Source organism: Leifsonia sp. Root227 (genome assembly GCF_001428745.1).
Classification (GTDB): domain Bacteria; phylum Actinomycetota; class Actinomycetes; order Actinomycetales; family Microbacteriaceae; genus Leifsonia.
The window spans coordinates 53208-77665 of sequence record NZ_LMIO01000004.1 but is presented as its reverse complement, the minus strand read 5'-3'; the positions used below and the strand labels follow the sequence as shown (position 1 = coordinate 77665).

The 24458-nt window shown below is 70.7% G+C and carries 24 protein-coding genes; 11 read left to right on the top strand and 13 right to left on the bottom strand.

Features of this window, described 5'->3' with window-relative positions; all coding sequences use genetic code 11:
- Nucleotides 1–4: 4 nt before the first annotated feature.
- From ASE16_RS14995 to ASE16_RS14980, 4 genes are read left to right on the top strand one after another with little or no spacing between them, the layout of a single operon-like run.
- Entirely contained in the window at nucleotides 5–1270 is a 1266-nt protein-coding gene (locus ASE16_RS14995) for an alanine racemase (RefSeq protein WP_235500526.1), read from the top strand.
- A 28-nt stretch (nucleotides 1271–1298) separates the two neighbouring features.
- A complete protein-coding gene (locus ASE16_RS14990; protein WP_055896802.1) occupies nucleotides 1299–1964 on the top strand; it encodes a bifunctional 4-hydroxy-2-oxoglutarate aldolase/2-dehydro-3-deoxy-phosphogluconate aldolase in 666 nt (221 codons plus the stop codon).
- Nucleotides 1961–3574 (top strand): N-acyl-D-amino-acid deacylase family protein, encoded by a 1614-nt coding sequence (locus tag ASE16_RS14985; RefSeq protein ID WP_235500525.1) that lies wholly within the window; start codon nucleotides 1961–1963, stop codon nucleotides 3572–3574. The genes ASE16_RS14990 and ASE16_RS14985 overlap by 4 nt, the downstream gene beginning before the upstream one ends.
- The gene (locus ASE16_RS14980; protein ID WP_055896799.1) at nucleotides 3571–4194 is read left to right on the top strand and encodes an RBBP9/YdeN family alpha/beta hydrolase; all 624 of its coding nucleotides are present in this window, start codon (nucleotides 3571–3573) and stop codon (nucleotides 4192–4194) included. Before ASE16_RS14985 ends, ASE16_RS14980 begins: the two co-directional genes overlap by 4 nt.
- Nucleotides 4195–4197: 3 nt before the next feature.
- Here the strand turns inward: ASE16_RS14980 and ASE16_RS14975 are convergent, their stop codons facing one another.
- The 6 genes from ASE16_RS14975 to ASE16_RS14950 all read right to left on the bottom strand — a co-directional run bounded on the left by ASE16_RS14975 (nucleotide 4198) and on the right by ASE16_RS14950 (nucleotide 9752).
- Complete coding sequence (locus tag ASE16_RS14975) at nucleotides 4198–5358, bottom strand: mannitol-1-phosphate 5-dehydrogenase (RefSeq protein ID WP_055896795.1); 1161 nt, start codon at nucleotides 5356–5358, stop codon at nucleotides 4198–4200.
- Between the two features lie 13 nt (nucleotides 5359–5371).
- Complete coding sequence (locus tag ASE16_RS14970) at nucleotides 5372–5809, bottom strand: PTS sugar transporter subunit IIA (RefSeq protein WP_055896792.1); 438 nt, start codon at nucleotides 5807–5809, stop codon at nucleotides 5372–5374.
- Entirely contained in the window at nucleotides 5806–7419 is a 1614-nt protein-coding gene (locus ASE16_RS14965; RefSeq protein ID WP_055896790.1) for a PTS mannitol transporter subunit IICB, read from the bottom strand. The genes ASE16_RS14970 and ASE16_RS14965 overlap by 4 nt, the downstream gene beginning before the upstream one ends.
- Before the next feature lie 24 nt (nucleotides 7420–7443).
- Nucleotides 7444–9051, bottom strand: a complete 1608-nt coding sequence (gene ptsP, locus ASE16_RS14960) for a phosphoenolpyruvate--protein phosphotransferase (protein ID WP_055898808.1) — start codon at nucleotides 9049–9051, stop codon at nucleotides 7444–7446.
- Between the two features lie 80 nt (nucleotides 9052–9131).
- The gene (locus tag ASE16_RS14955; RefSeq protein WP_055896787.1) at nucleotides 9132–9398 is read right to left on the bottom strand and encodes an HPr family phosphocarrier protein; all 267 of its coding nucleotides are present in this window, start codon (nucleotides 9396–9398) and stop codon (nucleotides 9132–9134) included.
- Nucleotides 9399–9443: 45 nt separating this feature from the next.
- Entirely contained in the window at nucleotides 9444–9752 is a 309-nt protein-coding gene (locus ASE16_RS14950; protein ID WP_055896783.1) for a PTS sugar transporter subunit IIB, read from the bottom strand.
- 165 nt (nucleotides 9753–9917) lie between these two features.
- On the opposite strand from ASE16_RS14950, the gene ASE16_RS14945 reads away from it, so the two are divergent.
- Nucleotides 9918–11846 (top strand): BglG family transcription antiterminator, encoded by a 1929-nt coding sequence (locus ASE16_RS14945; RefSeq protein ID WP_055898804.1) that lies wholly within the window; start codon nucleotides 9918–9920, stop codon nucleotides 11844–11846.
- Nucleotides 11847–11954: 108 nt separating this feature from the next.
- On the opposite strand, the gene ASE16_RS14940 is transcribed toward ASE16_RS14945, so the two are convergent.
- The 4 genes from ASE16_RS14940 to nucS form a co-directional block, all read right to left on the bottom strand.
- Nucleotides 11955–12365 (bottom strand): hypothetical protein, encoded by a 411-nt coding sequence (locus ASE16_RS14940; protein ID WP_055896780.1) that lies wholly within the window; start codon nucleotides 12363–12365, stop codon nucleotides 11955–11957.
- Nucleotides 12366–12464: 99 nt separating this feature from the next.
- Entirely contained in the window at nucleotides 12465–13142 is a 678-nt protein-coding gene (locus ASE16_RS14935) for an HAD hydrolase-like protein (protein ID WP_055896777.1), read from the bottom strand.
- 37 nt (nucleotides 13143–13179) lie between these two features.
- Nucleotides 13180–13602, bottom strand: a complete 423-nt coding sequence (locus ASE16_RS14930) for an SseB family protein (RefSeq protein WP_055896774.1) — start codon at nucleotides 13600–13602, stop codon at nucleotides 13180–13182.
- Entirely contained in the window at nucleotides 13602–14297 is a 696-nt protein-coding gene (nucS, locus tag ASE16_RS14925) for an endonuclease NucS (RefSeq protein ID WP_055896771.1), read from the bottom strand. The genes ASE16_RS14930 and nucS overlap by 1 nt, the downstream gene beginning before the upstream one ends.
- Before the next feature lie 33 nt (nucleotides 14298–14330).
- Here nucS and ASE16_RS14920 point away from each other — a divergent pair, with 33 nt between their 5' ends.
- Together ASE16_RS14920 and ASE16_RS14915 are read left to right on the top strand one after the other, a co-directional pair.
- Nucleotides 14331–15410: a lactonase family protein gene (locus tag ASE16_RS14920; RefSeq protein WP_055896768.1), complete on the top strand. Its 1080-nt coding sequence runs from the start codon at nucleotides 14331–14333 to the stop codon at nucleotides 15408–15410.
- A 46-nt stretch (nucleotides 15411–15456) separates the two neighbouring features.
- A complete protein-coding gene (locus tag ASE16_RS14915; RefSeq protein WP_055896766.1) occupies nucleotides 15457–15756 on the top strand; it encodes a hypothetical protein in 300 nt (99 codons plus the stop codon).
- 168 nt (nucleotides 15757–15924) lie between these two features.
- On the opposite strand, the gene ASE16_RS14910 is transcribed toward ASE16_RS14915, so the two are convergent.
- Nucleotides 15925–17199: an MFS transporter gene (locus ASE16_RS14910; protein ID WP_055896764.1), complete on the bottom strand. Its 1275-nt coding sequence runs from the start codon at nucleotides 17197–17199 to the stop codon at nucleotides 15925–15927.
- A 121-nt stretch (nucleotides 17200–17320) separates the two neighbouring features.
- Here ASE16_RS14910 and ASE16_RS14905 point away from each other — a divergent pair, with 121 nt between their 5' ends.
- Nucleotides 17321–18400 (top strand): LacI family DNA-binding transcriptional regulator, encoded by a 1080-nt coding sequence (locus ASE16_RS14905; protein ID WP_055898801.1) that lies wholly within the window; start codon nucleotides 17321–17323, stop codon nucleotides 18398–18400.
- Between the two features lie 41 nt (nucleotides 18401–18441).
- Nucleotides 18442–19650 carry an amidohydrolase gene (locus tag ASE16_RS14900; protein WP_055896762.1) on the top strand — a complete coding sequence of 403 codons (1209 nt, stop codon included), beginning with the start codon at nucleotides 18442–18444 and terminating at the stop codon, nucleotides 19648–19650.
- Nucleotides 19651–19663: 13 nt separating this feature from the next.
- Here ASE16_RS14900 and ASE16_RS14895 read toward each other — a convergent pair whose 3' ends face one another.
- On the bottom strand, nucleotides 19664–20992 hold the full coding sequence (locus ASE16_RS14895; protein ID WP_235500523.1) for an MATE family efflux transporter: 1329 nt from the start codon (nucleotides 20990–20992) through the stop codon (nucleotides 19664–19666).
- A gap of 29 nt (nucleotides 20993–21021) precedes the next feature.
- Complete coding sequence (locus ASE16_RS14890) at nucleotides 21022–21687, bottom strand: SDR family oxidoreductase (RefSeq protein WP_082581499.1); 666 nt, start codon at nucleotides 21685–21687, stop codon at nucleotides 21022–21024.
- Between the two features lie 92 nt (nucleotides 21688–21779).
- On the opposite strand from ASE16_RS14890, the gene ASE16_RS14885 reads away from it, so the two are divergent.
- On the top strand, nucleotides 21780–22703 hold the full coding sequence (locus ASE16_RS14885) for an ATP-binding cassette domain-containing protein (RefSeq protein WP_055896758.1): 924 nt from the start codon (nucleotides 21780–21782) through the stop codon (nucleotides 22701–22703).
- Nucleotides 22700–24412, top strand: a complete 1713-nt coding sequence (locus ASE16_RS14880) for an ABC transporter permease (protein WP_055896756.1) — start codon at nucleotides 22700–22702, stop codon at nucleotides 24410–24412. The genes ASE16_RS14885 and ASE16_RS14880 overlap by 4 nt, the downstream gene beginning before the upstream one ends.
- Nucleotides 24413–24458: the final 46 nt, after the last annotated feature.

The following is a 24458-nucleotide window of genomic DNA, read 5'->3' as shown; positions in this document are numbered from 1 at the left end:
TCGTGTGCTCGCCAGCAAGGCCATGCCGCTCGCATACGCGGAGGAGGACATCGCGGCGCTCCCCGAGCGCCGGCCCCCGCTGACCGCCTTCCCCACACCGCTCGTCACGGTGAGCGAGGCCGCTGTGCAGCACAACCTCGCCACCATGGCCGCCTGGTGCGCCTCTGCAGGCGTCGGCATCGCGCCGCACGGCAAGACCACCATGAACCGCGAACTCTGGCAGCGCCAGCTCGACGCCGGTGCCTGGGGCATCACGGTCGCGACCCCGTGGCAGCTCTCGGTCGCCGTCGAGTGGGGCGTCCCGCGCATCATGCTCGCCAACGCGCTGGTGCAGCCTGACGCACTCCGGTACGCGGCGCCGCACGCCGAACGGGTGCTGGTGTGGGCGGACTCGGTGCGCGCGGTACAGATCATGGATGCGGTGCTGGCAGAGACGGCGGAGCACGCCGCGCCAGCCGCGCAGCCCAGGCTCGGCGTCCTCATCGAGCTCGGCGCGCCCGGCGGCCGCACAGGGGCGCGCACCGTGGAGGACGCACTGGACGTTGCGAAGGAGGTCGCCGCATCCACCGGCCTGCGGCTGGCCGGTGTCGCCGGCTACGAGGGCGCGCTCGCCCACGACGGATCGGACGCGGCGCTCGCCGTGGTGCGCTCCTACCTGCAGCGGATGCTCGCCCTGCACGACGCCATCGAGGGCGCAGGGCTCTACCAGGGCGACGCGCCCACGATCCTGACCGCGGGCGGGAGCGCATACTTCGACGTCGTGGCCGAGGTGCTCGCGCCCCGCCGCGACCTCGCAGGCGAGCGAGGGATGCCGGTCGACGTGCTGCTGCGCTCCGGCGCGTACATCACGCACGACGACGGCTTCTACAGCGGCATCACGCCGCTCCGCCGAGGGCCGGGAGGGGAGTTCCGCTCCGCGATCCACGGCTGGGCCACGGTCGTGTCCCGCCCGGAGCCCTGGCTGGTCCTGGTGGATGCAGGCAAACGCGACTTCCCGTACGACGAGGGCCTCCCGGTGCCGCAGGCGCTGCGCCGGTTCGGCGAGCACACCGTGACGCCGTTCGCCGGCGCCGTCGCCACGGCGATGAACGACCAGCACACCTTCGTTCGCGTGCCGGAGTCGGCCGTGGTGGAGGTGGGTGACGTGATCCGGTTCGGCCTGTCGCACCCGTGCACCACGTTCGACAAGTGGCGGGCGCTTCCGGTGGTGGACGACGTGACGGCGGAGACGCCGCAGGTCATCGGCCTGCTGGAGACGGCCTTCGGATGACGACCACCCCCGCACCCTCAGGAGCAAGATGAACGACAGCGACCCCGCCCTCCTCAGCACTCTGCGCGCCGACCGCGCCCTCACCGTGGTGCGCGCCCCGCGCATCGACGACCCGGCCGCCCTGTGCGCAGCGCTGGTCTCCGGGGGGATCCGCACGGTCGAGTTCACCTTCACGACCCCCGGCGTCGAGCAGATCGTGGCAGAGGCCGTCGCCGCTGCGGCCGCCGCGGCCGAGCAGGGAGGCGCAGCCGCGCTGGTCGGCGCCGGCACGGTCACCGACGAGGCCAAGGCGGAGGCCGCCATCGCCGCGGGCGCCCGCTTCATCGTGACGCCAGGACTGCACGACGGCGTCGCAGCGATCTGCCGGGAGGCGGGCATCCCGTTCCTCCTCGGAGCGCTCAGCCCCAGCGAGGTGATGCGCGCGGTCGAGGCCGGCGCCGCCGCCGTGAAGATCTTCCCCGCCTCGCTGGTCGGCCCCGGCTACCTGAAAGACCTGGCCGGGCCCTTCCCCGGCGTTCCCTTCGTTCCGTCGGGCGGGCTGCACGCCGACAACGCCGCCGCGTGGGTGCAGGCGGGCGCGCTCGCCGTCACCGCTGGATCGAGCGTGGTGTCTGCGGCGGCCATCGAGGCGGCCGATTGGTCAGCGGTCACCGACCGCGCTGCCGCGTTCGTGGCGGCGGCGAAGGGATCGTGAGCCGCGCATCCAGCGCAGTGCGGCCCACGCTTCTGCGTGGCGGCCTGGTGCTCGACGGCACCGGTCGCGCAGGCCGGCGCGCTGACGTGCTGCTGCAGGGCGACAGGATCGCGGCGGTGGGCGAGCACCTCGACACCACCGGCGTCCGCATCGTCGACGCGGACGGGCTCGCCGTCGCCCCCGGCTTCATCGACATGCACGCGCACTCGGACCTCGCCGTCCTCTCCGACAGCGCACATCTCGCCAAGGTCTCCCAGGGCGTCACCACCGAGCTCGTCGGCCAGGACGGCCTCTCATACGCGCCGACGACCGACGAGACGATGCCGGTCCTCCTCGAACAGCTCGCCGGCTGGAACGGCGTCCCCGACCTCGAATACTCCTGGCGCAGCGTGGCCGGCTACCTGGCGGCCGTGGATGCGCGGGGCCCGGCCGCCAACGTCGCCTACCTCATCCCGCAGGGCTCCGTCCGCATGGCCGTGGTCGGCAACGAGCGCCGCCCGGCCACCCCGGACGAACTCGACCGGATGCGCGCCATCGTTGCCCAGGGGATGCGCGACGGAGCGTTCGGTCTGTCCTCCGGCCTCACCTACGTGCCGGGGATGTTCGCGGACACCGCAGAGCTCGCCGCCCTCTGCGCCGTGGTCGCCCGGCACGGCGGCTTCTACGCGCCGCACCAGCGGTCGTACGGCGCCGGCGCGCTCGACGCGTACGCCGAGGTGATCGACATCGCCCGCAGCTCCGGGTGCGCGCTGCACCTCACGCACGCCACCATGAACTTCGGCGTCAACCGGGGCCGCGCGTCCGAGCTGGTCGCGCTGATCGACAGCGCACTCGCGGACGGCGTCGACATCACGCTCGACACCTACCCGTACCTGGCCGGGTCCACCACGCTCTCTGCGCTGCTGCCGAGCTGGGCGGCGGTCGGCGGTCCGGAGGCCACCATCGCCCGCCTCGGCGACCAGGAGGTGCAGGCGCGGGTCGCCCACGAGCTCGAGGTGGTCGGCACGGACGGCTGCCACGGCGTCCCCGTCGACTGGGCGACCATCGAGATCTCCGGCGTGCGCGACCAGGCGCTCGCCTCCGCGGTCGGCCGTAGCATCTCCGCCATCGCCGCCGACCGGGGCGCCCCGCCATCGTCTGTGTATCTGGAACTGCTCGTCGCCGACCGGCTGGGCACGAGCATCCTGCAGCATGTCGGCGACGAGCAGAACGTCCGCACGATGATGCGCCACCAGCGCCACACCGGCGGAAGCGACGGGATCCTGGTCGGCGCCAAGCCGCACCCGCGGTCGTGGGGCACCTTCCCGCGCTACCTCGGCCACTACGTGCGCGAGGAGGGGGTGCTGACGCTGGAGGACGCGATCGTGCACCTGTCGGCTCGCCCGGCTGCGCGCCTCGGCCTGACGGACAGGGGCAGGATCGCCCCCGGCCTCACGGCCGACCTGGTGCTGTTCGACCCCGCCACCGTCGCCGACCGCGCGACGTACGCCGACCCTCGGCAGCAGGCGGCGGGCATCCCATGGGTGTTCGTGGCAGGGCGCCCTGTGCTGGCCGACGGGATGCGCACGGACGAGACGCCGGGCCGCGCGTTGCGTAGAGTCGCGGTGTGAGCAGCGAGACACCTCAGACCCGGACGACTCAGGCCGGCCGCCGCGCCTTCCTCATCCTGCACGGCTGGGACAACTTCCGTCCTCCTGGCCACTGGCAGCACGAACTCGCCTCCGCTCTGCGGTCGCGCGGCGAACGGGTGGTGTACCCGCAGCTCCCGGATGCGGCGCACCCCGACGTGGCGGCGTGGCAGGCGGCGGTGGCCGCGGCGCTGGAGAAGGCGGCGGACGGCGACGACGACACCGGCCGCGCCCGTGTCACCGTGCTCGCACACAGCCTGTCCTGCCTGCTCTGGCTGGGAGCGCGCCCGCCGGAGGACACCGTCGAGCGCGTGCTGCTCGTCGCCCCGCCGGCGCCGTCCTTCATCGCCGACGAGCCGGAGATCGCCGCGTTCGCCGCCCTGCCGCTGACCGCCCCTGGCACACCGGCCCAGATCGCCGCCTCGGACGCAGACCCGTTCTGCCCGGAGGGGGCGCAGGCCGTGTTCGGCGCGCCGCTGGGGATCCCGGTCACGATCATCCCGGGCGGCGGACACCTGGAGCGCACGGCCGGATACGGAGAGTGGCCGTCGGTTCTCGACTGGTGTCTCGATCCGACGGCCACTCTCGTGCCCAATGCGTGAGGTCTAGCGCCGCGACTCCTGTGCCGCCAGCACCGTCGCCACCAGCGGCGCGAAGAGCGGCTCGCCCTCTGCGACGCCGGTGATCTCCGTCACGATGTCCTCGGCCGTCGCCTCCCGCAGGAGCTGCTGCAGCTCGACGCTCTGGGTGTCGTCGGGCACGTCGAACCGCAGCGCGGCGCCGACCGCCGTCAGCAGCGCCTCCGGGATGCCGCCCGTGTACTGCACATAGTCGGCGGCCGGGCCGATGAACCGGTCGTTCCTGCCGAGCTTGCGCAGCGGCTCGCGGCCGACGCGCGTCACCTCGTCGACCAGGTACGGGTTGGTGAACCTGTCCAGGATCTTCGCCCGGTACGCCGCCAGATCGGCGGGGTCGAGGCCGTGCTTGGCGACGAGCGCCGCCGACGTCTCCGCCAGCGCGGCCTCCGCGGCGGAGCGCACGGACGGGATCGCGATGGCCTCGCTGATCGTCGTCGCGCCGGCCAGGAAGCCGGTGTACGCCACCGTCGCGTGGCCGGTGTTCACCGTGAACAGCTTGCGCTCGATGTACGGCGCGAGCGAGTCCACGAAGTGTGCGCCGGGGATGCTCGGCTCCGCGCCCGCGAACGGGCTGCGGTCGACCACCCACTCGTAGAACGCCTCGACGGTCACGTCGATGCCCGCATCCGGGTCCTGGGCGGGCACGATGCGGTCGACAGCGGTATTGGCGAAGATCGCCTTGGCTGCCAGCGCATCCCTGGTCTCGTCGTCCGGCAGGCCGTCGAACAGTTCGGCGGCGAGCAGGTCGGTCGCGCCGATCGCGTTCTCGCAGGCCAGCACGGCCAGGCGCGGCGCATCGTCGGCGCGCGCGGCGAGCCCGGCCGCGATCACCGGAGCCACGAAGCGCAGGATGCGCGGTCCGACCGCCGTGGTGACGATGTCGGCGGTCGCGATCTCCGCGATCAGGGCCGCCTCGTCCTGTGCGCTGTTGATGGCGCGGAAGCCGTCGACCACCGTCGTCTTCGAGGTCTCGCCCACCTCGTGCACCCGGTAAGAGTCAGCGGCGGCGAGAGCGTCGATCAGTTCGGCGTTGACGTCCGCGAAGACCACCTCGTACCCGGCCTCGTGGAGCAGGAGCCCCACGAAGCCGCGGCCGATGTTGCCTGCGCCGAAGTGAACGGCTTTCATTCGTTCGCCCGCCCTACTCATTCACGTCGGCGAGGAGCGCGAACATGGCGTCCGCATCCGGTGCGTCGAGCAGCTTCTGCACGTCGTCCTCCTCCGAGAAGAGGATCGCGATCTTGGACAGGATCTCCAGGTGCTCGTTGTTCTGACCGGCGATGCCGACCACGAACCGCACCTCCTCGCCGCCCCAGTCGAGCGGCGAGGAGTAGCGGATGAACGACAGTGCCGACCGCTTGATCTCGTCCTTGGACTCGTTGGTGCCGTGCGGGATCGCGAGGCCGTTGCCCATGAACGTGGACACGGTGTTCTCACGGTCCTGCATCGAGTCGACGTACGCGGGCTCGACGGCTCCTGCGCTCACCAGCAGCGCGCCCGCCTCGCGGATGGCGTCCTCCCGTGAGGTCGCGGAACCCGCGGCCACGACGTTCGCCCGGTCGAGAATTGTGTCGGTCATTTGTTCGCTTCCTCCGGTGTTTTCTGCTGCGCCTTCACGAGGTCGACGACCTCGTCGTAGCGCGGGCTGTTCATGAAGTTGTCGACGGAGACGTGCTGCGAGTCAGGCGACTGGCCCTTCGCCCTGTCGGTCAGCTCGCGCTGGGTGATCACCAGGTCGGCGGTGCCGTCGAGGTTGCTGATCGCCTGATTCGTGACGGTCACACCGTCGATTCCGGCCTTCTTGATCTTGTTGCGGAGGACGGATGCGCCCATCGCGCTCGACCCCATCCCCGCGTCGCAGGCGAAGACGATGTTGCGCACGAGCCGCGAGGTGGCGTCGCCCTGGGCGTCGCCGGTGTCGTGCTCACCCTCGTTGACGAGACTCTGCAGCACGCTCGACTCCTTGCCCTTGTTGGCCTGGGTCGCGGCGACGGCGGCGGTCATGTCGCCGGCGTTGCCCGCGGCGAGGTCGCGCTTGCGGCTCGCCCGCAGGATCACCGAGCAGACGATGAACGACACCGCAGCGGCACCCACGACCGAGAGTACGACGCCGACGAGGCTCGGGCCAGGGGTCTGCAGCAGCACGGCGATGATCGAGCCGGGGGAGGCAGGGGCACGGAGGCCGGTCTGGAAGGCGGCGTTGATCGCGACACCGGTCATGCCGCCCGCGATGGCGCCGACGATGAGGATCGGCTTCATCAGCACGTACGGGAAGTAGATCTCGTGGATGCCACCGAAGAACTGGATGATGATGGCGCCGGGGGCGCTCGCGCGGGCGACGCCGAGACCGAAGAACGAGTACGCGGCGAGGATGCCGAGGCCGGGGCCGGGGTTCGCCTCCAGCAGGAACAGGATCGACTTGCCGGTCTGTTGCGCCTGTTCGATGCCGAGCGGCGTGAGCACGCCGTGGTTGATGGCGTTGTTCAGGAACAGCACCTTGCCTGGCTCGATCAGGATGCTCGCGAGCGGCAGCAGGTGCAGCGAGACCAGCCAGTTCACGGCGTTGCCGAGCACGCTGCTCAGCCATTCGACGACCGGGGCTATGCCGAAGAACGCGCCGATCGACAACAGCATGCCGACGATGCCGGCAGAGAAGTTGTTGACCAGCATTTCGAATCCGGCCTTGATCTTGCCGTCCCAGATGCGGTCGACCTGCTTGATCACCCAGGCGCTCAGCGGTCCCATGATCATCGCGCCGATGAACATCGGGATGTTGCTGCCGACGATCACGCCCATGGTGGCGATCGAGCCGACGACGCCGCCGCGGACGCCGTAGACCATGCGGCCACCGGTGTTCGCGATGAGCAGAGGCAGCAGGTACGTGATCATCGGCCCGACGAGGCCGACGTACTGCTGGAAGGTGTGACCACCCGCGTCCTGGGCGAGCACGGTTGCCGCGCCCTGCCAGCCGATCTTGGCCTGGTCGCCGAAGCCGCCCAGGATGCCGCTGATCGCCCAGTTGGTGCTCTGCAGCCAACCGGTCGCGATGAACAGGGCCGTGATGAACCCCCACGCGATGAATGCGGGGATGTTCGGCATGACCATGTTCGAGAGGAAGGTACCGAAGCGCTGCACGTGAACGCGTGCGCCGCCCGGCTTCCGTGTCGTCGTCTCTGACGCCGTGGACATTGTGGTGCCTCGTTTCTGTCGGGGTTACTGAGGGGGATGCCCGGAGATCGCGGCCGTGACCGCATCCCGGGCCTCTGCCGCGCCGTCGGCGGCAATGGCGACCTCGGCCAGGTGCTTCGCCTGGTCGAGGGTGAAACGCTTGATGGACATGCGCACGTCGGCGATTGCCGACGGCGACATGGACAGAGTCGTGGCGCCCAGGCCGACGAGCACCACCGCGAGCAGCGGGTCCGCAGCGGCCTCACCGCAGATGCCGACCGGCTTGCCGTGCTCGCGTCCGGCTGCGCCGACCTCGCCGATCAGGCGGAGGACGGCCGGGTGCCACGGGTCCTGGAACCCGGCGACGGAGCCGAGCAGGCGGTCGGCGGCGAGCGTGTACTGGGTGAGGTCGTTGGTGCCGATGGATGCGAACGCGGCCTCGCGCAGGATGCGGTCCGCCGTCAGCGCAGCGGAGGGGATCTCGACCATCACGCCGACCGTCTTGAGGCCGAACTCGGTGGCGAGCTGAACGAAGTAGCGCGTCTCCTCCACGGTGGCGACCATCGGGGCCATGACCCACAGGTCGGCGTCGGTGGCAGCGTCGGCCTCCGCGAGAGCGGTGAGCTGTTCGCGCAACAGGTCCTCGTTGGCGCGGAGCGCCCTGAGGCCGCGCAGACCGAGCGCCGGGTTGTCCTCGTGCGCGTCGTTGAGGAACTCGAGCGGCTTGTCGGCGCCGGCGTCGAGCACGCGCGCCACGACCTTCTGGCCGGGGAACGCCGACAGCAGCCGGATGTACTCCGCGCGCTGCTGCTCGACGGTCGGAGCCATGCGCTGGTCGAGGAAGAGGAACTCGGTGCGGAACAGTCCGACACCCTCCGCGCCCGCATCCACGGCCTTCTGGGCTCCGTCTGCCGAGCCGAGGTTGGCGAGCAGCGGGATGGCGGTGCCGTCGGCGAGGGCGCCGGGCTCGACGCCGCCGGAGAGGGCGGCAGCGCGCTCGGCGATGCGACTCTCCGCGTCCGCGCGCTGGGTGGCGTCCGGGGCGACGGAGACGGTTCCGGATGCGGCGTCGACGATGAGCTCTGTGCCGTCCGCGAGCGTGTCCGCCCCCGCGACGCCGACGACGGCGACGATGGCCTTCTCGCGCGCCAGGATCGCGGTGTGCGACGTCGGGCCGCCTTCGCGGGTGACCAGGCCGAGCACCTTGGTCAGGTCGAGCAGGGCGGTGTCGGCTGGGGCCAGGTCGTGGGCGACGAGGATGTACGGGGTGTCCGACTCGGGAACGCCGGGGGCAGGGCGACCGGAGAGCGCGGCGATGACACGCTGGGCGACGTCGTCGAGGTCGGTGGCGCGCTCTCCCATATATCCGCCGAGGCCGATGAGCATGTCGCGGAAGACCGCGAAACCCTCGAACACGGCTCGCTCTGCGGTCTTGCCAGTTCCGATGCGGTCGGAGACGTCGGAGGCGAGAGTGGAGTCCTCCGCCATCATCGACTGCGCTTCGAGCACATCCGCCGCTGTGCCATGCACCTTCGCTGCGCGTCCGCGCAGGTCGTCGGCGACGACGGAGACGGCGGACGCGAACCGGGCGCGCTCCTCGTCGGGGGTGCTGGAGCTGGGTGTGTCTGCCGGCTCAGGGAGTGGGTCGGACATCCGGAGCACGCGGCCGATCGCGGTGCCCTGGCCGATGCCCGCCCCGGTGAGGACGGTGGTCTCTGTGGTGTCGGCCATGATCAGGCGTCGTGGTCCGTGGCGATGATCTCGGCCAGGTCGTCGAGCACGGCCTCGCCGTTCGACGCGTCCGTGGTGAGGACGATCTTGTCGCCGTGGTCGATGCCGAGGGAGATGACGCCGAGGATGCTGCCGGCGTCGACGGTCTTGCCGCCCTCCTTGGTCAGCTTCACCGAAGCGCCCGACTTGCCGACCGCCTCCACGAACAGCTTCGCCGGGCGCGCGTGCAGCCCGTGGGTCGAACCGACAGTGATGATCCGCTCAGCCATGATTGTGTGCTCCTTCGATGTGGCTCGGGAACCCTTCCCGGCTTCTCATAGTGCCGCTGCCTTCGCGCCGAGCGCCAGGTCGAGCGCCACGGCGCCGTCGATCGCTGCGGGGGAGACCGCTGGGAGGACGGCGACGGCGGCGCCGGATGCGGCGGCGAGCTCACGCAGGGCGGGGAGCTCGGACGAGAGGTGCGCGCCGACGAGGATGACGTCGACGTCCGCGAACGTCTCGAGCTGGCTGGCGCTCCCCGCGACCGCTGTCACGTCGACGCTGCGGGCGGCAGCTGCGTTGCGCAGCTTCAGGGCGACGAACGTGCTGGACGCGCCCGCGCCGCAGACGACGAGGATCTTCATTGATCTGCCTTGCCTTTCGAGATGGTGCGGATGGAGCTTCTTCGATGCTGGTCCGCATCCCGTCGGCGTTCCAGCAGCGTTTCTTCCTCCCGTGCGGAAAGATCGCGGGGGAGCCGTCGCAGGAGACGCGGGAGGTGGTTGACTCGTCAGGGAAAGGTGGTCGCTGTGGCTCTCTCGGCGAAGCAGACGAGAATGCTCGACATTCTCGCGCGCCGTGCTGCCTGGGTAACCGCCGCTGAACTCGCGAGCGAGCTCGGCGTGACGACTCGCAGCATCCGCAGCTATACGGCAGCGCTGAAAGAACTGGTGGAGTCCAGCGCGAACGGCTACCGCCTCGATCGCGACGCATACGACCGCTGGCTGGAAGAGGTGGAGGCCGGCGCAGGCGCCGGCTTCGGCGCAGGGTCGGGCGACACGGCAGATTCACCGCAGGAACGGCTCGTCTTCCTCGTGCGCCGCCTGTTGGACGAGCCGGACGGCATCGACGTCTACGAGACCGCGGAGAGCCTGTTCGTCAGCGACTCCACCATCGAGTCCGACCTGACCAGGATGCGCGGCCTCCTCGCCGACACCGAGCTCACGCTCGCCAGGCACGGCCCCGTCGTGCAGCTCGCCGGCCCGGAGATCGCCAGGCGCAAGCTGCTCAGCCGCCTGTTCCGCGACGAGATGCGGCAGGGCGTCGTCGACATCGCGCGGATCCAGGAGGCGTTCGACTCCCAGGGGCTCGCGAGCTTCAAGTCCGATCTGGTCGAGATGCTGGATGCGCGCGGGTTCTTCGTCAACGAATACGGCATCAACGACGTGCTCCTGCACATGGCCGTGGCCCTCGACCGCGTCGCGAAGGATCGCGTGCTGCCTGCCACGGCCGACCCGGAGGTGAACGAGACCATCCAGACCCTCGCCGACGACCTCGGCACCCTCGTGGCCGAGCACTTCGACGTCGTTCTCGATCCGACAGAGCTGCGCTACCTGGCCATCCTGCTGCGCACCAGGGTGATCGCGCCTGGCGCGGGCAGCGACACCGTCGCCGAGTTCGTGAGCGAGGACGACCTCGCGGTGGTGCGCGGGATCGTGGCACGCGCATCCACCGAGTACCTGGTCGACCTCCGCGACGAGAACTTCATCGTGCGCCTCACCCTGCACGTGCAGAACCTGGTGGCGCGCGCCCACGAGAAGTCGTATTCGCGCAACCCGCTCACCCGGTCGATCAAGAGCTCGTACCCGATGATCTACGAGCTGGCGGTCTACATCGCCAGCCGGTTGCAGGCCGCAGAGGACATCGTGGTCAACGACGACGAGATCGCATACATCGCGATGCACGTCGGCGCATACCTGGAACAGCAGTCCCGGCGACGGGATGCGGTCACCTGCGCGGTCATCTGCCCCAACTACTACGACATGCACATCCTGCTCAGGGAGCGGCTGGAGAGCGCGCTCGGCGACGAGCTCGACGTCACCGCCGTGATCACCTCCACCGAGGCCGACTGGGATGCGATCGACGCCGACCTGGTGCTCAGCACCATCGACCCGCGCGGGCGGCGTGAGAACACGGTGATCGTGCAGCCGTTCCTCACCGAGACCGACATCGAGCACACCAGGCAGGCCATCGCGCGCATCCGGCGGCAGCGCAGGAGGGCGCGGATCAAGAACGACCTGCTCGAGTACTTCGACGAGGGCCTGTTCCTGCGCAACTTCTATGCCCGCGACCCGATCTCGATGATCAGGGCGCTCGGCGACCGGATGATCGCCGCAGAGGCGATCGACCAGGACTACGTCGACAAGACCATCGAGCGCGAGCACATGTCGTCCACGGCGTTCACCGACTCACTCGCCGTGCCGCACGCCATGACCATGAGCGCCAAGCGCACGGCCATCGCGATCGTCGTCAACGACACCGCGATGGACTGGGGGGATGCGCGGGTCAACGTGATCGCGTTCATCGCCTTCGACACGGGCGGGCGCGCGTCGTTCCAGACGGTCTTCGACCAGTTCGTCGAGGTCTTCTCCGACCGCGACGCCGTCCTCGGCCTCATCCGGCGCGCCGACAGCTTCGCCGCCTTCATCGACGAGCTCGTCCGCATCATCGACTCGTAGGCACCGGCCCGCTGTGCCCCCGCTTAACGCGATCGAGCCCAGGTGCTCTCACTTCACGAACGCGTCGTGAGGCGAGAGACGTGGGCTCGATGGCTGCACGGGTGGGCGCTAGTTGGCGGTGACGGTATATGTGACCGAGACGCCTGGGGTGCCGATGGCGACCGTGTACTTGTCGTTGGTGTAGACGGCCTTGCTGTCCGTTGCACCGGACTGGGCGGTGTACCCGGCCTTCTCGAGGGCGGCCTTCGCGTCGGCGAAGCCGGTCTTGCTCTTCGGCTGGACCGTGACGGACCAGCCGTTGGCCTCGTCGCCGCGGGCGACGAGCACGATCCCGTCGACGAGCGGGACGTCGTTCTTCGGGAAGCTCGCGGGGAGCGTTGCCGAAGCTGCGGCGGTCTCGGAGGCCGAGGGGGTGGAGGACGAGTCGTTCCCGCTGCCGCTGGCGCAGCCTGCGAGGGAACCGATGGTGAGGGCCGCCGCGATGACGGCCGGAACGAGCATTTTCTTGCGTGACTGCATATCTGTTTCCTAGTGCTGTATCTGTATCCGGAATTGCAAACAATCAGCTTACTCGCGCACGCTGACACCGGATCTGCCCACAGCAGACGGCGAAGAACGCTAGCCGAGCAGGAGCGCGCTGAGCTGGTCGCTCGAGTGCACGACGGCGATGGCGCCCGCGGCCTCTGCCGGGGATCCGTATCCCCACTCGACCAGGATCGTCGGCAGCCCGTTCTCGCCTGCGCCCTCGACGTCGAACGCCCTGTCGCCCACCATGACGGTGTGCGCCAGGTCGACGCCCTGAGCTGTCAGACGGCGCAGCGCCTCGGCGACGACGTCTGCCTTCGCGCTCAGCGTCTCGTCCTCCGACGCGCCGGTGATGACGTCGAAGTACTGCGCGAGATCGAAGTGCTCGAGGATGCGCGTGGCCTGCAGCTCCGGCTTGCTGGTCGCGACGGCCAGCGGGATGCCCGCGGCGTGCAGCCGGGTCAGCAGCCCGCGGATGCCGGGGAACACGGCAGAGTCGAACGCGCCGTGCTCGTGGTAGTCGGCGCGGTAGATCGTGAGAGCGTCGCGCGCCTCCTGCTCGGTCATGCCGGCGAACTGCTGCAGCGAGTCGAGCAGCGGAGGGCCGACGTATTCGACGAGCTGGCCGGGGGAGGGCACGGGCATGCCGAGCTTCTCGAACGTGGTGGCGAGCGAGGAGGTGATGCCGGGTGCGGAGTCTGTGAGTGTGCCGTCGAGGTCGAAGAGGACGCAGGTCCAGGTGCGAGTGACGGTGGTGGTCGGGTTGGTCATAGCTGTCCTATGGTATGTGAGGTGTTTCAGAAACGTCTCAGTGCTCGCTGAGAGCTGACTCGATGTGCGACCGCGCGACCACCATGGTCTGCTCGGCGCCGGGGTTGAACTGCACGGCGACGAACTCGGCCGAGCGGATGAAGCCGAGGGCCTCCACGGCCGGCACGATCACGGCCTGCACCTGCGTCCCTGCGCCCTCCTCGGTCGCGCCGACCGCATCCCGGAGCGCCTTCATCGACGTGAACAGAGGCAGCACGGGCTCGCCGGCGGTGGAGGTGAGGGTGCGCAGACGGGTGTCCTGCGGGGTGGAGCCGGTGACGTCGACGACCAGGCCGCCCTTCGTCGCGGCGGCGAGGAGCGCATCCAGGTGTTCGAGGGTCGGCTCTGCCGCGATGGCGGCCAGCGCCTTGCGGACGGCGACGTTCTCGTAGCTCTGCGGGAACCGGGGGGACGCGGCCATCAGAACAGCCTGCTGTCGCTGTCGTCGAGCCCGCGCATCGCGTCGTAGTCGAGCACCAGGCATCGGATGCCGCGGTCCTCGGCGAGGGTGCGCGCCTGCGGCTTGATCTCCTGCGCCGCGAAAACGCCCTGCACGGGGGCGAGGTGCGGGTCGCGGTTCATCAGCTCGAGGTAGCGGGTGAGCTGCTCGACGCCGTCGATGTCTCCGCGTCGCTTCAGTTCGACGGCGACCGCGCCGCCCTGCGCATCCCTGGCCAGGATGTCGACGGGGCCGATCGCGGTCATGTACTCGCGGCGCACAAGGGTGTGGCCGTCGCCGAGGAGGTGGATCTGCTCGGCGAGGAGCTTCTGCAGGTGGGCTTCGACGCCGTCCTTCTGCAGGCCGGGATCGACGCCGAGGTCGTGCGCTGAGTCGTGCAGGATCTCGTGGATGGAGACCACGAGCATGTCGGCGGTCTTGGCCTGGCTGACCTTCCAGACCTCGGTGACCCCCGCCTCCCGTTGGGCGTCGTCCGGTTCGAGGATGATCAGCGTGCACGGCGGGCTCATCCAGTTGAGCGGCTTGTACGAGCCGCCGTCGGAGTGGACGAGGAGGCTGCCGTCCGACTTGAGCATGAGGAGCCGGTTCGCGAGCGGCAGGTGAGCGCTCAAGCGACCGGCGTAATCGACGGAGCAATGGGCAATGACGAGACGCACCGGATCATCCTACGGCGCTGGCAGGATGGGCACATGACCCGCCAACTCCTCATCGGCACGTATACCGAAATCCTTCCGCACGTCTCCGGTCGCGCCCGCGGCATCCTGCAGGCAGAGTTCGACGGCACGACCGTGCGGGATGCGCGCGTCGTCGCCGAGGTCGCCAACCCGTCGTGGGTCGCGGCGACGGCGGACGGGTCGCGCGTGTACGCGGTGAGCGAGACGGAGCCGGACGGGGCGATCGTGGCGTTCGCCCGCGCGGGTGGTGACGGTGCGGCCGGTGACGGTGCGGCCGGTGACGGTGCGCTTGTCGAGCTCTCGTCCGAGTCGTCCGGCGGCGCTGCGCCGGCGCACCTGGCGCTGCACCCGTCGGAGCGCTTCCTCGCCACCGGCACATACGGCGGCGGCTCGATCTCGGTGTTCGCGCTCGCCGAGGATGGTTCGCTGGCCGCGCGCACGGCGTTCGTGCAGCACGAGGGCAGCGGGCCGGACGCGGACAGGCAGGAGGGCCCGCACGTCCACCAGCTGAGCTTCGACCCGACCACCGGCGACCTCGTGGTGGTCGACCTCGGCCTCGGCGACGTGCGCTGGTACGCGTTCGGCGACGACGGCTCGCTGACGCCGCGCCCTGAAGCGACGATCGTGCTCGGCGCTGCCGGCCCCCGGCACATCGTGTTCGCTCCGGATGCGCGGCACGCGTTCGTGGCGAACGAACTGGACAGCACGATCGACGTGCTGCGCCGCGACGGCGGCCGCTTCGTGGTCGCGTCGTCGACGTCGACCAGGCCGGAGGGCGCATCCGGTGTCAACAGCCCAGCCGCGGTGCGGGTGACCGACGACGGCCGCACGGTCTTCGTCACGAACCGCGGCGACGACACGGTCGCGGTGTTCGCGTTCGATGGCCCCTCGGCCTCGCTGACCCTGGTGGATGCGGTCCCCACGCAGGGCCGAACGCCGCGCGACCTCGTGGTCGCCCCCGGCGGGTCGCGCGTGCTCACCGCGAACCAGGACAGCGGCGACGTCACCGTGTTCGCCTTCGACCAGCAGTCGCGGGCGCTCACGTTCCTGTCGACCGCGCCCGTCCCCACGCCGGTGTCGCTGCACTTCGTCTAGCCCGGCGCCGGCGCGTGGCTGGAACGATGCGGCTATCGTCGCGACGATGGAACGCGTGCCCTTCAACCTCAGACCCGCGGGGTTGGTCGCGCTCTTCATCGTCCGGTCGTTCCTGCTGTGGGTGCTGGTCCCCGTCGCCGGCGCTGTCTGGGTGCTCGGCGGCCCGGCGCTCTGGCGCAGGGGAAGCATGCGCAGGTTTGTCCGCTGGGTGGACTACAACTCCTCGGCCGCGCTCTGTCGCACGTTGCTCCGGCCGTTCGCTCGCGCACCGTACCCGGAGTGGGCACCGCCGCGCTCCATCCGAACGTTCCGGACTCCGATCTCCTTCACGCTCGAGTTCGCCTGACTCACCGCATGATTCGTGCCGAACGTGCGGTTGCTGACGCTCCCATCGCGCCTTTCGCACGACTCGTGCGACTCGCGCGACTCGCGCCACGCGTGGCGACGGTCGTTCGTGCGAAACGTGCGGTCACGTTGGCCGCGACCGCACGTTGCGCACGAGGCGTGCGCGCCGCTACGCGGCGGGCTCGGAAGCGGGAGACGCCGGCGACGCCGCGGGCGCCGGCTTCGCGACCGGCCGCACAGCGCCGGCCGCCGCGAACGCCGCGATCAGGAGCACGAGCACCAGGTAGAGCGCGTTGAGCAGGCCGAACTCCTTGCCGAGGAAGCCGATGACCGGCGGTCCCACCAGGAAGGCGCAGTAGCCGATGATCGCCACAGCAGACACGCGCGCTGCGGGGTTGGCCGCGCCCTCGGAGGCGGCGGACATCCCGAGCGGGAAGCCGAGCGAGACGCCGAAGCCCCAGAGCACCGTGCCGATGATGACCACCCAGAGCGGTCCGCCGAGGATGAAGATGAGGAGCCCTGCCGCGCCGAGGCCGCCGGTGATCCGGATGGCGAGGACGCGTCCGATCCGGTCGACCAGCGGGCCGCCGAGCACGCGGCCCAGGGTCATCGCGGCCACGAAGAAGCCGAACACCAGTGCGCCCGTCGAGTTGCTCTGGCCGTGTCCGTCGACCACCGCGAGGGAGATCCAGTCGTTGGCCGAGCCCTCTCCGAACGCCATGCCGAGCATCACGACGCCGATGAGGATGAGGCGCCAGTCCGCCCAGACGGCCAGGTTCTCGCGCATCCGCTGGCGGAACGGAACGGCGGGCGTGTTCGCGACCTCGTCGCCGAGCTCGGCTTCGCGCGGGACGAAACGGACGGCGATGACGATGGCGACCGCGATCACCACGGCCGTCACGATCAGGTGCCACGAGACGTCGATCCCGAGGGCGGCCGCCGCTGCTCCGAAGCCGGCGCCGATGACCGTGCCGAGGCTGAAGCAGGCGTGCATCAGCGGCATCAGGGTCTTGCCGATCTCGCGCTCGACGGCCGTGCCTTCGACGTTCATCATCACGTCGACCATCCCGTTGCCGAAGCCGAGGAGGATGAGGCCGATCGCCACCAGCGGCACCGAGTGGGCGATGGATGCGCCGACGCCGATGAGCATCATGCCGGCCGACACGATGAACAGGCCGCCCACCATGCCCTTGTGCGGGCCGAACCGGACGAGCAGCGGGGACGCGGCGACGAGGCCGACGATCGCTCCGGCCGACAGCCCGAGGATGAGCAGCCCGACAGCGGACGGGTCCTTGCCCAGCCCGAGGCCGTCGCGCACGCCGGGGATGCGGGCGACCCAGCTGGCCATTGCGAGCCCGCTGAGGATGAAGATGACGAACACCGCGTTGCGCCACGCGTGCAGTTCGCGGCGGCTTCTGGTGCTGGTCGGGGTCGTCTGCGACATCGGCTGAATCCTGCTGTTTGAGTGGGCGAAAGGGGTGTCGAATCGTTTCGATCGAAACGATTCGACTAAGCTACCACATGTGAACGACACGAGCACGACCCCCGAGGTGGAGAAGTCAGACGTGGAGAAGCCCGACCCGGAGCAGGACGCGGCCGCCGTCGTCCGCCCGACGCTCGCCGCGGTCGCCCGCCTGGCCGGCGTCTCCAACTCCACCGCCTCCCTCGCCTTCAGCGGCACGGGCCCCGTCTCCGACGCCACCCGCGACCGCGTCCTCGCCGCTGCCAAGCAGCTAAACTACGCCGGCCCCGACCCGCGCGCCCGGTCGCTGCGCCGCGGCCGCTCCGGCATCGTCGGCGTCGTCATGGAGGAGCGCGTCGGCGACGCCTTCCGCGACCCGATCAAGATCGCCCTCCTCGACGGCATCTCCGAGGAGATCGCCGCGATCGACGCCGGGCTGCTCATCCTCACCGACGCGGGGGAGGCCGCCCAGCGCATCGAGGACGCGCCGATGGATGCGGTGGTCCTCATCGGCTGCAGCCCCCGCCTCGACGAGTCGGTCGCCATGCTCCGCCAGCGAGGCATCCCGCTGGTCGCGATCGAGGGCGACCCGGCAGACGAGGTCCTGACCATCGCCCAGGACAACCGCGAGGCCACCCGCGTCGCCGCCCAGCACCTCGCCGACCTCGGCCACACGGACGTCGCCGTCGTCACCCTCTCCCTCACCCGCGACCGCTCGCGCGGCTCGCTCACCGCCGAGCGCGTGGCAGCGGGAAGCTCGAACACCACCATCGAGCGCCTGGCCGGCGTCCGCGACGTGTTCCCGGAAGCCGGTGGGTACATCACCCGCGGATCGTTCGTGGAGGAGGGCCGCATCGCCGGTCACGCCCTGCTGGACGACCCGGCGAAGCGCCCGACCGCGATCATCGCGCAGAGCGACCTGCTCGCCGCCGGCGTGATCCGCGCCGCTGAGGAGGCCGGCCTGGAGGTGCCGGCCGACGTCAGCGTCGTCGGCTTCGACGGCGCCCGCGTCGACGGCCTCTGGCCGTACGACCTGACCACCCTCGTGCAGCCCGCTGTCGACAAGGGCAGGGCGGCAGGCGCGGCGATCGTCGACATGCTCGAGGGCAGAGTCGCGCATCCGGCGACCTTCACGAGCGTGTTCCACCTGGGCAACACCACGGCGGCGCCGCGCACCGCGTGAGTCGGGCGGTGCAGGCGCGCGTCGCGCATAGGCTGGGCATCATGGATCTCGAAGCCCTGTACCGCGACCTGCACAGCCACCCGGAGCTCTCCTTCTCCGAACACCGCACCTCCGGCATCGTCGCCGACGAGCTGACCAGGCTCGGCGTCGAGGTCGTGACCGGCATCGGCGGCACCGGTGTCGCCGGCGTGTTCCGCAACGGAGACGGCGCCACTGTGCTGCTGCGCGCCGACATGGATGCGCTGCCCGTGCTCGAAGACACCGGCCTCGACTGGGCGTCCACCCAGACCGGCGTCGATCACACCGGCGCGACGGTCCCCGTCATGCACGCGTGCGGTCACGACATCCACATCACCTGCCTGCTCGGCGCCGTCGAGCGCCTCGTCGCCGATCGCGATGCATGGTCCGGCACGCTGGTGGCCGTCTTCCAGCCGGGAGAGGAGCACGGAGGAGGCGCCCAGGTGATGATCGAGGACGGCCTCTACGACAAGGTGCCGACGCCGGACATCGTGCTCGGCCAGCACGTCACCCCTCTCCCTGCCGGGATGCTCGGCGCCCACTCCGGCGCGGCGATGGCCGCCGTCGACACCATGGAGGTCACCCTCCACGGCCGCGGCGGGCACGGCTCGCGCCCGGAGACGACCATCGACCCCGTCGTGATGGCAGCGGCGACCGTCATGCGGCTCCAGACCGTCGTGTCCCGTGAGGTGGCGGCGCAGGACACGTCCGTCGTGACGGTCGGGTCGCTGCACGCCGGCACCGCGAACAACATCATCGCCGCAGACGCGACCCTCGGGATCAGCGTCCGCAGCTTCAACGAGGAGGTGCGCGACAGGGTGCTCTCGTCGGTCGAGCGGATCATCGCGGCCGAGGCGACGGCATCCGGTGCCGTCGTGGCGCCCGACGTGGTCTACGGCGAGCGGTACCCGGTCACGGTGAACGAGCCGGAGGCGACGGCGCGGGTGAACGCGGCATTCGCTGCGGAGTTCGGCGAGGACCGCATCTTCGACCCCGGCGCGCTCTCCGGCAGCGAGGACGTCGGCAACCTGGCGACGGCGGCCGGTGTTCCGCTGGTCTACTGGATGCTCGGCGGAGGCGACCCGCAGAAGGTCGCGGCGGCCATGGCGGCGGGAACGGCGGAGACGGACATCCCGTCGAACCACTCGCCGCACTTCGCTCCGCTGGCGCAGCCGACGATCGGCACGGGCGTGCGCGCCCTCGTGGTCGCCGCGCGGTCCTGGCTCGGCTGACCCCGCGCGCCGCTCAGGCGCCAGCGCGCATCCACCTGTCGCCGCGCGCCCGCAGGCCGAGCGTGACCGCCCGCGCGCCGATGTAGCCGAACGCGAACGCCGCCGTCAGCCAGGCCAACCCGGCGACGTCGTGGCTTCCCCACGCCACGACGGCCGCCGCGAGCGGAACGAACACCGCGACGTTCACCAGCCCGGTCAGCGCGAGGTAGCGCGCGTCGCCCGCCCCGATCAGCACGCCGTCGAGCACGAACACGTACCCGCCCAGCGGCGCTCCGACGCCGATGATCGCCAGCGCGGGCGGCAGCAGCGCGGCCACCGTCGCATCGCCAGTGAACAGCCCGGCAGCGACCGGGCTGGTCAGCAGCACCACCCCGCCGAGCACCACCCCGGCGCCGATGCCCCACTGGATGCACCGCCTCAGCACAGCGCGCACCCCGGCCAGGTCACCGGCCCCGAGCCCCTTGCCGACCAGGGCCTGCGCGGCGATGGCCAGTGCATCCAGTGCGAAAGCCACGGTCGCGAACACCGTCATCGCCACCTGGAACGCGGCGAGCTCGTCGGGCCCGAGCCTGGTCGCGGCGAATACAGCGAGCAGCATCGCCGCACGCAGGCTGGCCGTGCGCAGCAGCAGCCAGCCGCCCGATCTGGCCGTGCTGGTGAGTCCGGTGTGGTGCGGCAGCAGCGGTGCGCCGACCGTGCGCGCGTTCACCGCGACGATCACGAGATAGACCGCGGCCATCGCCCACTGCGCGACGACCGTCCCGACCGCCGACCCCGCGATCCCGAGCCCTGCGACATAGATGAACAGGTAATTCAGCACGATGTTGACCGCGAACCCGGCGACGGCGACCACGAGCGGCGTCTTCGTGTCCTGCAGCCCGCGCAGCAGACCGGTCGCCGCGAACACGAGCAGCATCGCGGGCAGCCCGAGCATCGAGATCTCCAGGTAGCGCGTCGCCGCCTCCGACACGGCAGTGGATGCGCCGAACAGGCTCACCAGCGCCGGGGACGCGAACCAGCCGCCCACCGCCAGCACGATGCCGAGCCCGAGCGCCAGCCAGCAGCCGTCGACCCCGGACGCCACCGCGCCGCGCAGGTCCCCTGCGCCGAGGCGGCGGGCGACGGCGGGCGTCGTGCTGTACGCGAGGAACACCATCAGGCCGACGATCGTCTGCAGGATCGCGCTGGCGATCCCCAGCCCGGCGAGGGGCGCGACGCCGAGGTGCCCGACCATCGCGGAGTCGGCGAGCAGGAAGACGGGCTCGGCGACCAGCGCGCCCAGCGCGGGCACGGCGAGGCGCAGGATGTCCCGGTCGACCGGGCGGGCGGTGGATTGCTTCACGACGCACCAACGCTATCGCGGGCCTCCGCTCAGAAGCGCGCCGAGAAACCGCCGTCGGTGTGCAGGAGCTGCCCGGACACCCAGCGTCCTTCGTCCGAGACCAGGAAGGACACGACGGCCGCGATGTCGGCCGGGGTGCCGAGGCGTCCGAGCGGATGCGCGGGGGTGAGCGTCTCCCGGAGCTCGTCGTCCATCCAGCCGGTGTCGATGGGGCCGGGGTTGACGGCGTTCGCCGAGATGCCGAGCGGGCCGAGCTCTCGTGCTGCGGAGATGACGATGCGGTCCAGTGCACCCTTGGATGCGCCGTACGGCAGGTTGCCCGTCGTGTGGTCGCTGGTGAGTGCGACGATCGCCCCGCCGCCCGGTGCGACCTGGCGTGCGAAGGCGGCGATCAGGAGGAGGCTCGCCCTGGCGTTGACGGCGACGTGCCTGTCGAAGCTGTCGGCGGTCGTGTCGAGGATTCCCGACTCGACGTCGTGGGCGTGGCTGAGGATCAGCGCCCCGATCGGCCCGCGCTCGGCGGTGACGGCGGCGATCAGCTCGCCGGGCCCGGTCGCGGTGGATAGATCGCAGGGATAGTCGGTGTCGGCGAGATCGCTGGTGGCGACCTCCCAGCCGTCGGCGCGCAGCCGCGGCACGATCCCGGCCGCGATGCCGTCGGCGCGCGCAGCGCCGGTGATGAGAGCGAGGGGCACGCAACGACCATAGGGCATCCGCGCGCGACACCCCGTAAGAATTCCGTTAGGAATATTCAGAAATTACTGAAACAAGCGTAGAGTCACGCTTCATGGACACAGTCATTGAGGCTACCGGCCTCGAAAAGCGGTTCGGTCGGGTGCGTGCGCTCGACGGTCTCGACCTCTCCGTCACAGCGGGCGAGGTGCACGGATTCCTCGGGCCGAACGGCGCGGGGAAGTCCACGACCATCCGCATCCTGCTCGGCCTCGCCAAGGCGAGCGGCGGCAGGGCCACCCTGTTCGGCCGCGAGCCGTGGAAGGACGCCGTCGAACTCCACCGGCGCATCGCGTACGTGCCGGGCGACGTGAACCTCTGGCCCAACCTGTCCGGGGGAGAGGCCATCGACCTCATCGCCAGGCTCCGCGGCGGCACGGCGGACAAGGCCGTGTACGCCGAACGCAAGAAGCGTCTCGTCGACGTCTTCCAGCTCGACCCCACCAAGAAGGGCCGCGCGTACTCGAAGGGCAACAGGCAGAAGGTCGCGCTCGTCGCCGCCTTCGCCACCCCGGCCGACCTCTACATCCTGGACGAGCCGACCAGCGGCCTCGACCCGCTGATGGAGGCGACCTTCAACAGCGAGATCGCCCGCGTCGCCCGCGACGGGGCCACCGTGCTGCTGTCGAGCCACATCCTCTCCGAGGTCGAACAGCTCTGCGACAGGGTGAGCATCATCCGCGCGGGCAGGACCGTCGAGTCCGGCACCCTCACCGAGCTCCGCCACCTCACCCGCACCGAGGTCTCGTTCGTCGCGGACGGGGTGTCGGATGCGCAGCTCGCGCGCATCCCGAACGCCCACGACCTGCACACCGCAGACGGGCGGGTGCGGTTCACCGCGGACAGCGACAAGCTGTCCGGCGTGCTCTCCGCGCTCGCCGAGCTGGACACGCAGGGCCTCACCGTCGCACCTCCGTCGCTGGAGGAGCTGTTCCTGCGCCACTACGGCGACGAGCTCACGGGGGCGAACGAACGATGACCACCGCAACGCAGTCCACCGGCCGCTCGGCCGGACCTGCGACGCACCAGCACACCGCGGCGCGCCGCGACCAGGGCAGAGGCCGCACCCTCGCGGTGCTGCTGCGCCAGCGCATCCGACGCGACCGCTGGCAGCTGCTCATCTGGATCGTCGGCATCGCCATGCTCGCCGCGTTCTCCGCCGCCAGCATCAGCAACACCTACGGGGATGCGAAGGGTCGCGTCGAACTGATGCAGCTCGCCATCGCCAACCCGGCCATCCTGATGCTGCGCGGCCTCCCGCAGGGCACCGGCCTCGCCGCCGTGACCTTCTTCGAGATCTTCACCTTCCTCGCCCTGCTGGCCGGGCTCATGTCGACCTTCCTCGCTGTGCGGCACTCCCGCGCGGAGGAGGAGACCGGCCGGGCGGAGCTGGTCGCGTCGACCCCGGCCGCGCGCATCCTGCCGACCGTCGCCACGCTCATCCACGGGGCGCTGGCGAACGTGGTGCTCGCCGTCGCGACCGGCCTCGGCTTCATCGCGGCAGGGCTGCCGGTGGCTGGATCGTTCGCGGCCGGTGCGGCCGTCGGCGGCGCAGGCATCTCGTTCCTCGCCGTCGGCCTGCTGCTGTCGCAGCTGATGATGACCTCGCGCGGGGCGAACGGCTTCGCCTCGGCCATCGTGGTGCTCGCCTACCTGCTGCGCGGCATCGGAGACGCCACAGGCACAGTCACCGGCGACGGCGCCCACATGGTGAGCGCGTGGCCCACCTGGCTGAGCCCGATCGGCTGGGGCGAGCAGTTCGACCCGTACGGCGCCAACGACTGGCGGCCGCTGCTGCTGCAGCTCGGGCTCGCCGTCGTGCTCATGGCCGTGGTGTTCGCGCTGCAGTCCGTCCGCGACAGCGGCGCGGGGCTGATCGCCGAGCGCCCAGGACGACGGGATGCGCGGGCGATGCTCGCCGGACCGCTCGGCCTGGCCTGGCGGCTGCAGTGGCCGACCATCCTCGGCTGGACGGTCGGCGGTCTGTTCACCGGCCTGCTCGCCGGAGCCCTCGGCAGCGTGGTCAGCTCGTCGATCGCCAACGACCCGAGCCTGGGCAGCATCCGGAAGGCGCTCGGGGAGATCGGCGCCGGCGGCTCTGGGCCGTTGACGCAGATCTTCATCTCGGCGATCTTCTCCATCGTCGGCGTGCTCGCCGCCGCGTGCGCGACGCAGGCGGTCATCCGGTTGCGGCAGGAGGAAGCCGGGGGCGCTGCAGAGGTGCTGATGTCCACGCCGCTCTCGCGGGTGCGCTGGCTGCTGCAGTTCCTCCTTGTCGGGGTGATCGCGATCGTGCTGGTGCTCGTCGCCGCCGCTCTCGCATCCGGCCTCGCCGCGGTGGGAGCGGGGGAGGACGCCGCGCGCATCGGCGACTCGTTCGCCGCTGCTGCCGCCCAGTTGCCTGTCGCTCTCGTCTATCTGGGGGTGCTCGCGCTGGTGTTCGTCGTGCTGCCGGGCTGGACCATCCCGCTCGGCTGGACGCTGCTCGGCCTCGGCGCGTTCGTCGGCATCTTCGGCGGCCTGATCGGGCTGCCGACCTGGGTGCACGACCTGTCGCCGTTCGCGCACTCGCCCGTGGTCGTCGGCACCCCGGACTGGACGGGCGGCTACTGGATGCTCGGCATCGCCGTCATCGCGACGGCGGCGGCGACGCTGCTCATCCGCCGCAGGGACTTCGCGATCGGGTGACGCGGATGTTCTGCCGATGCGGGCCATCGAGCTCGCGGAAATGAAA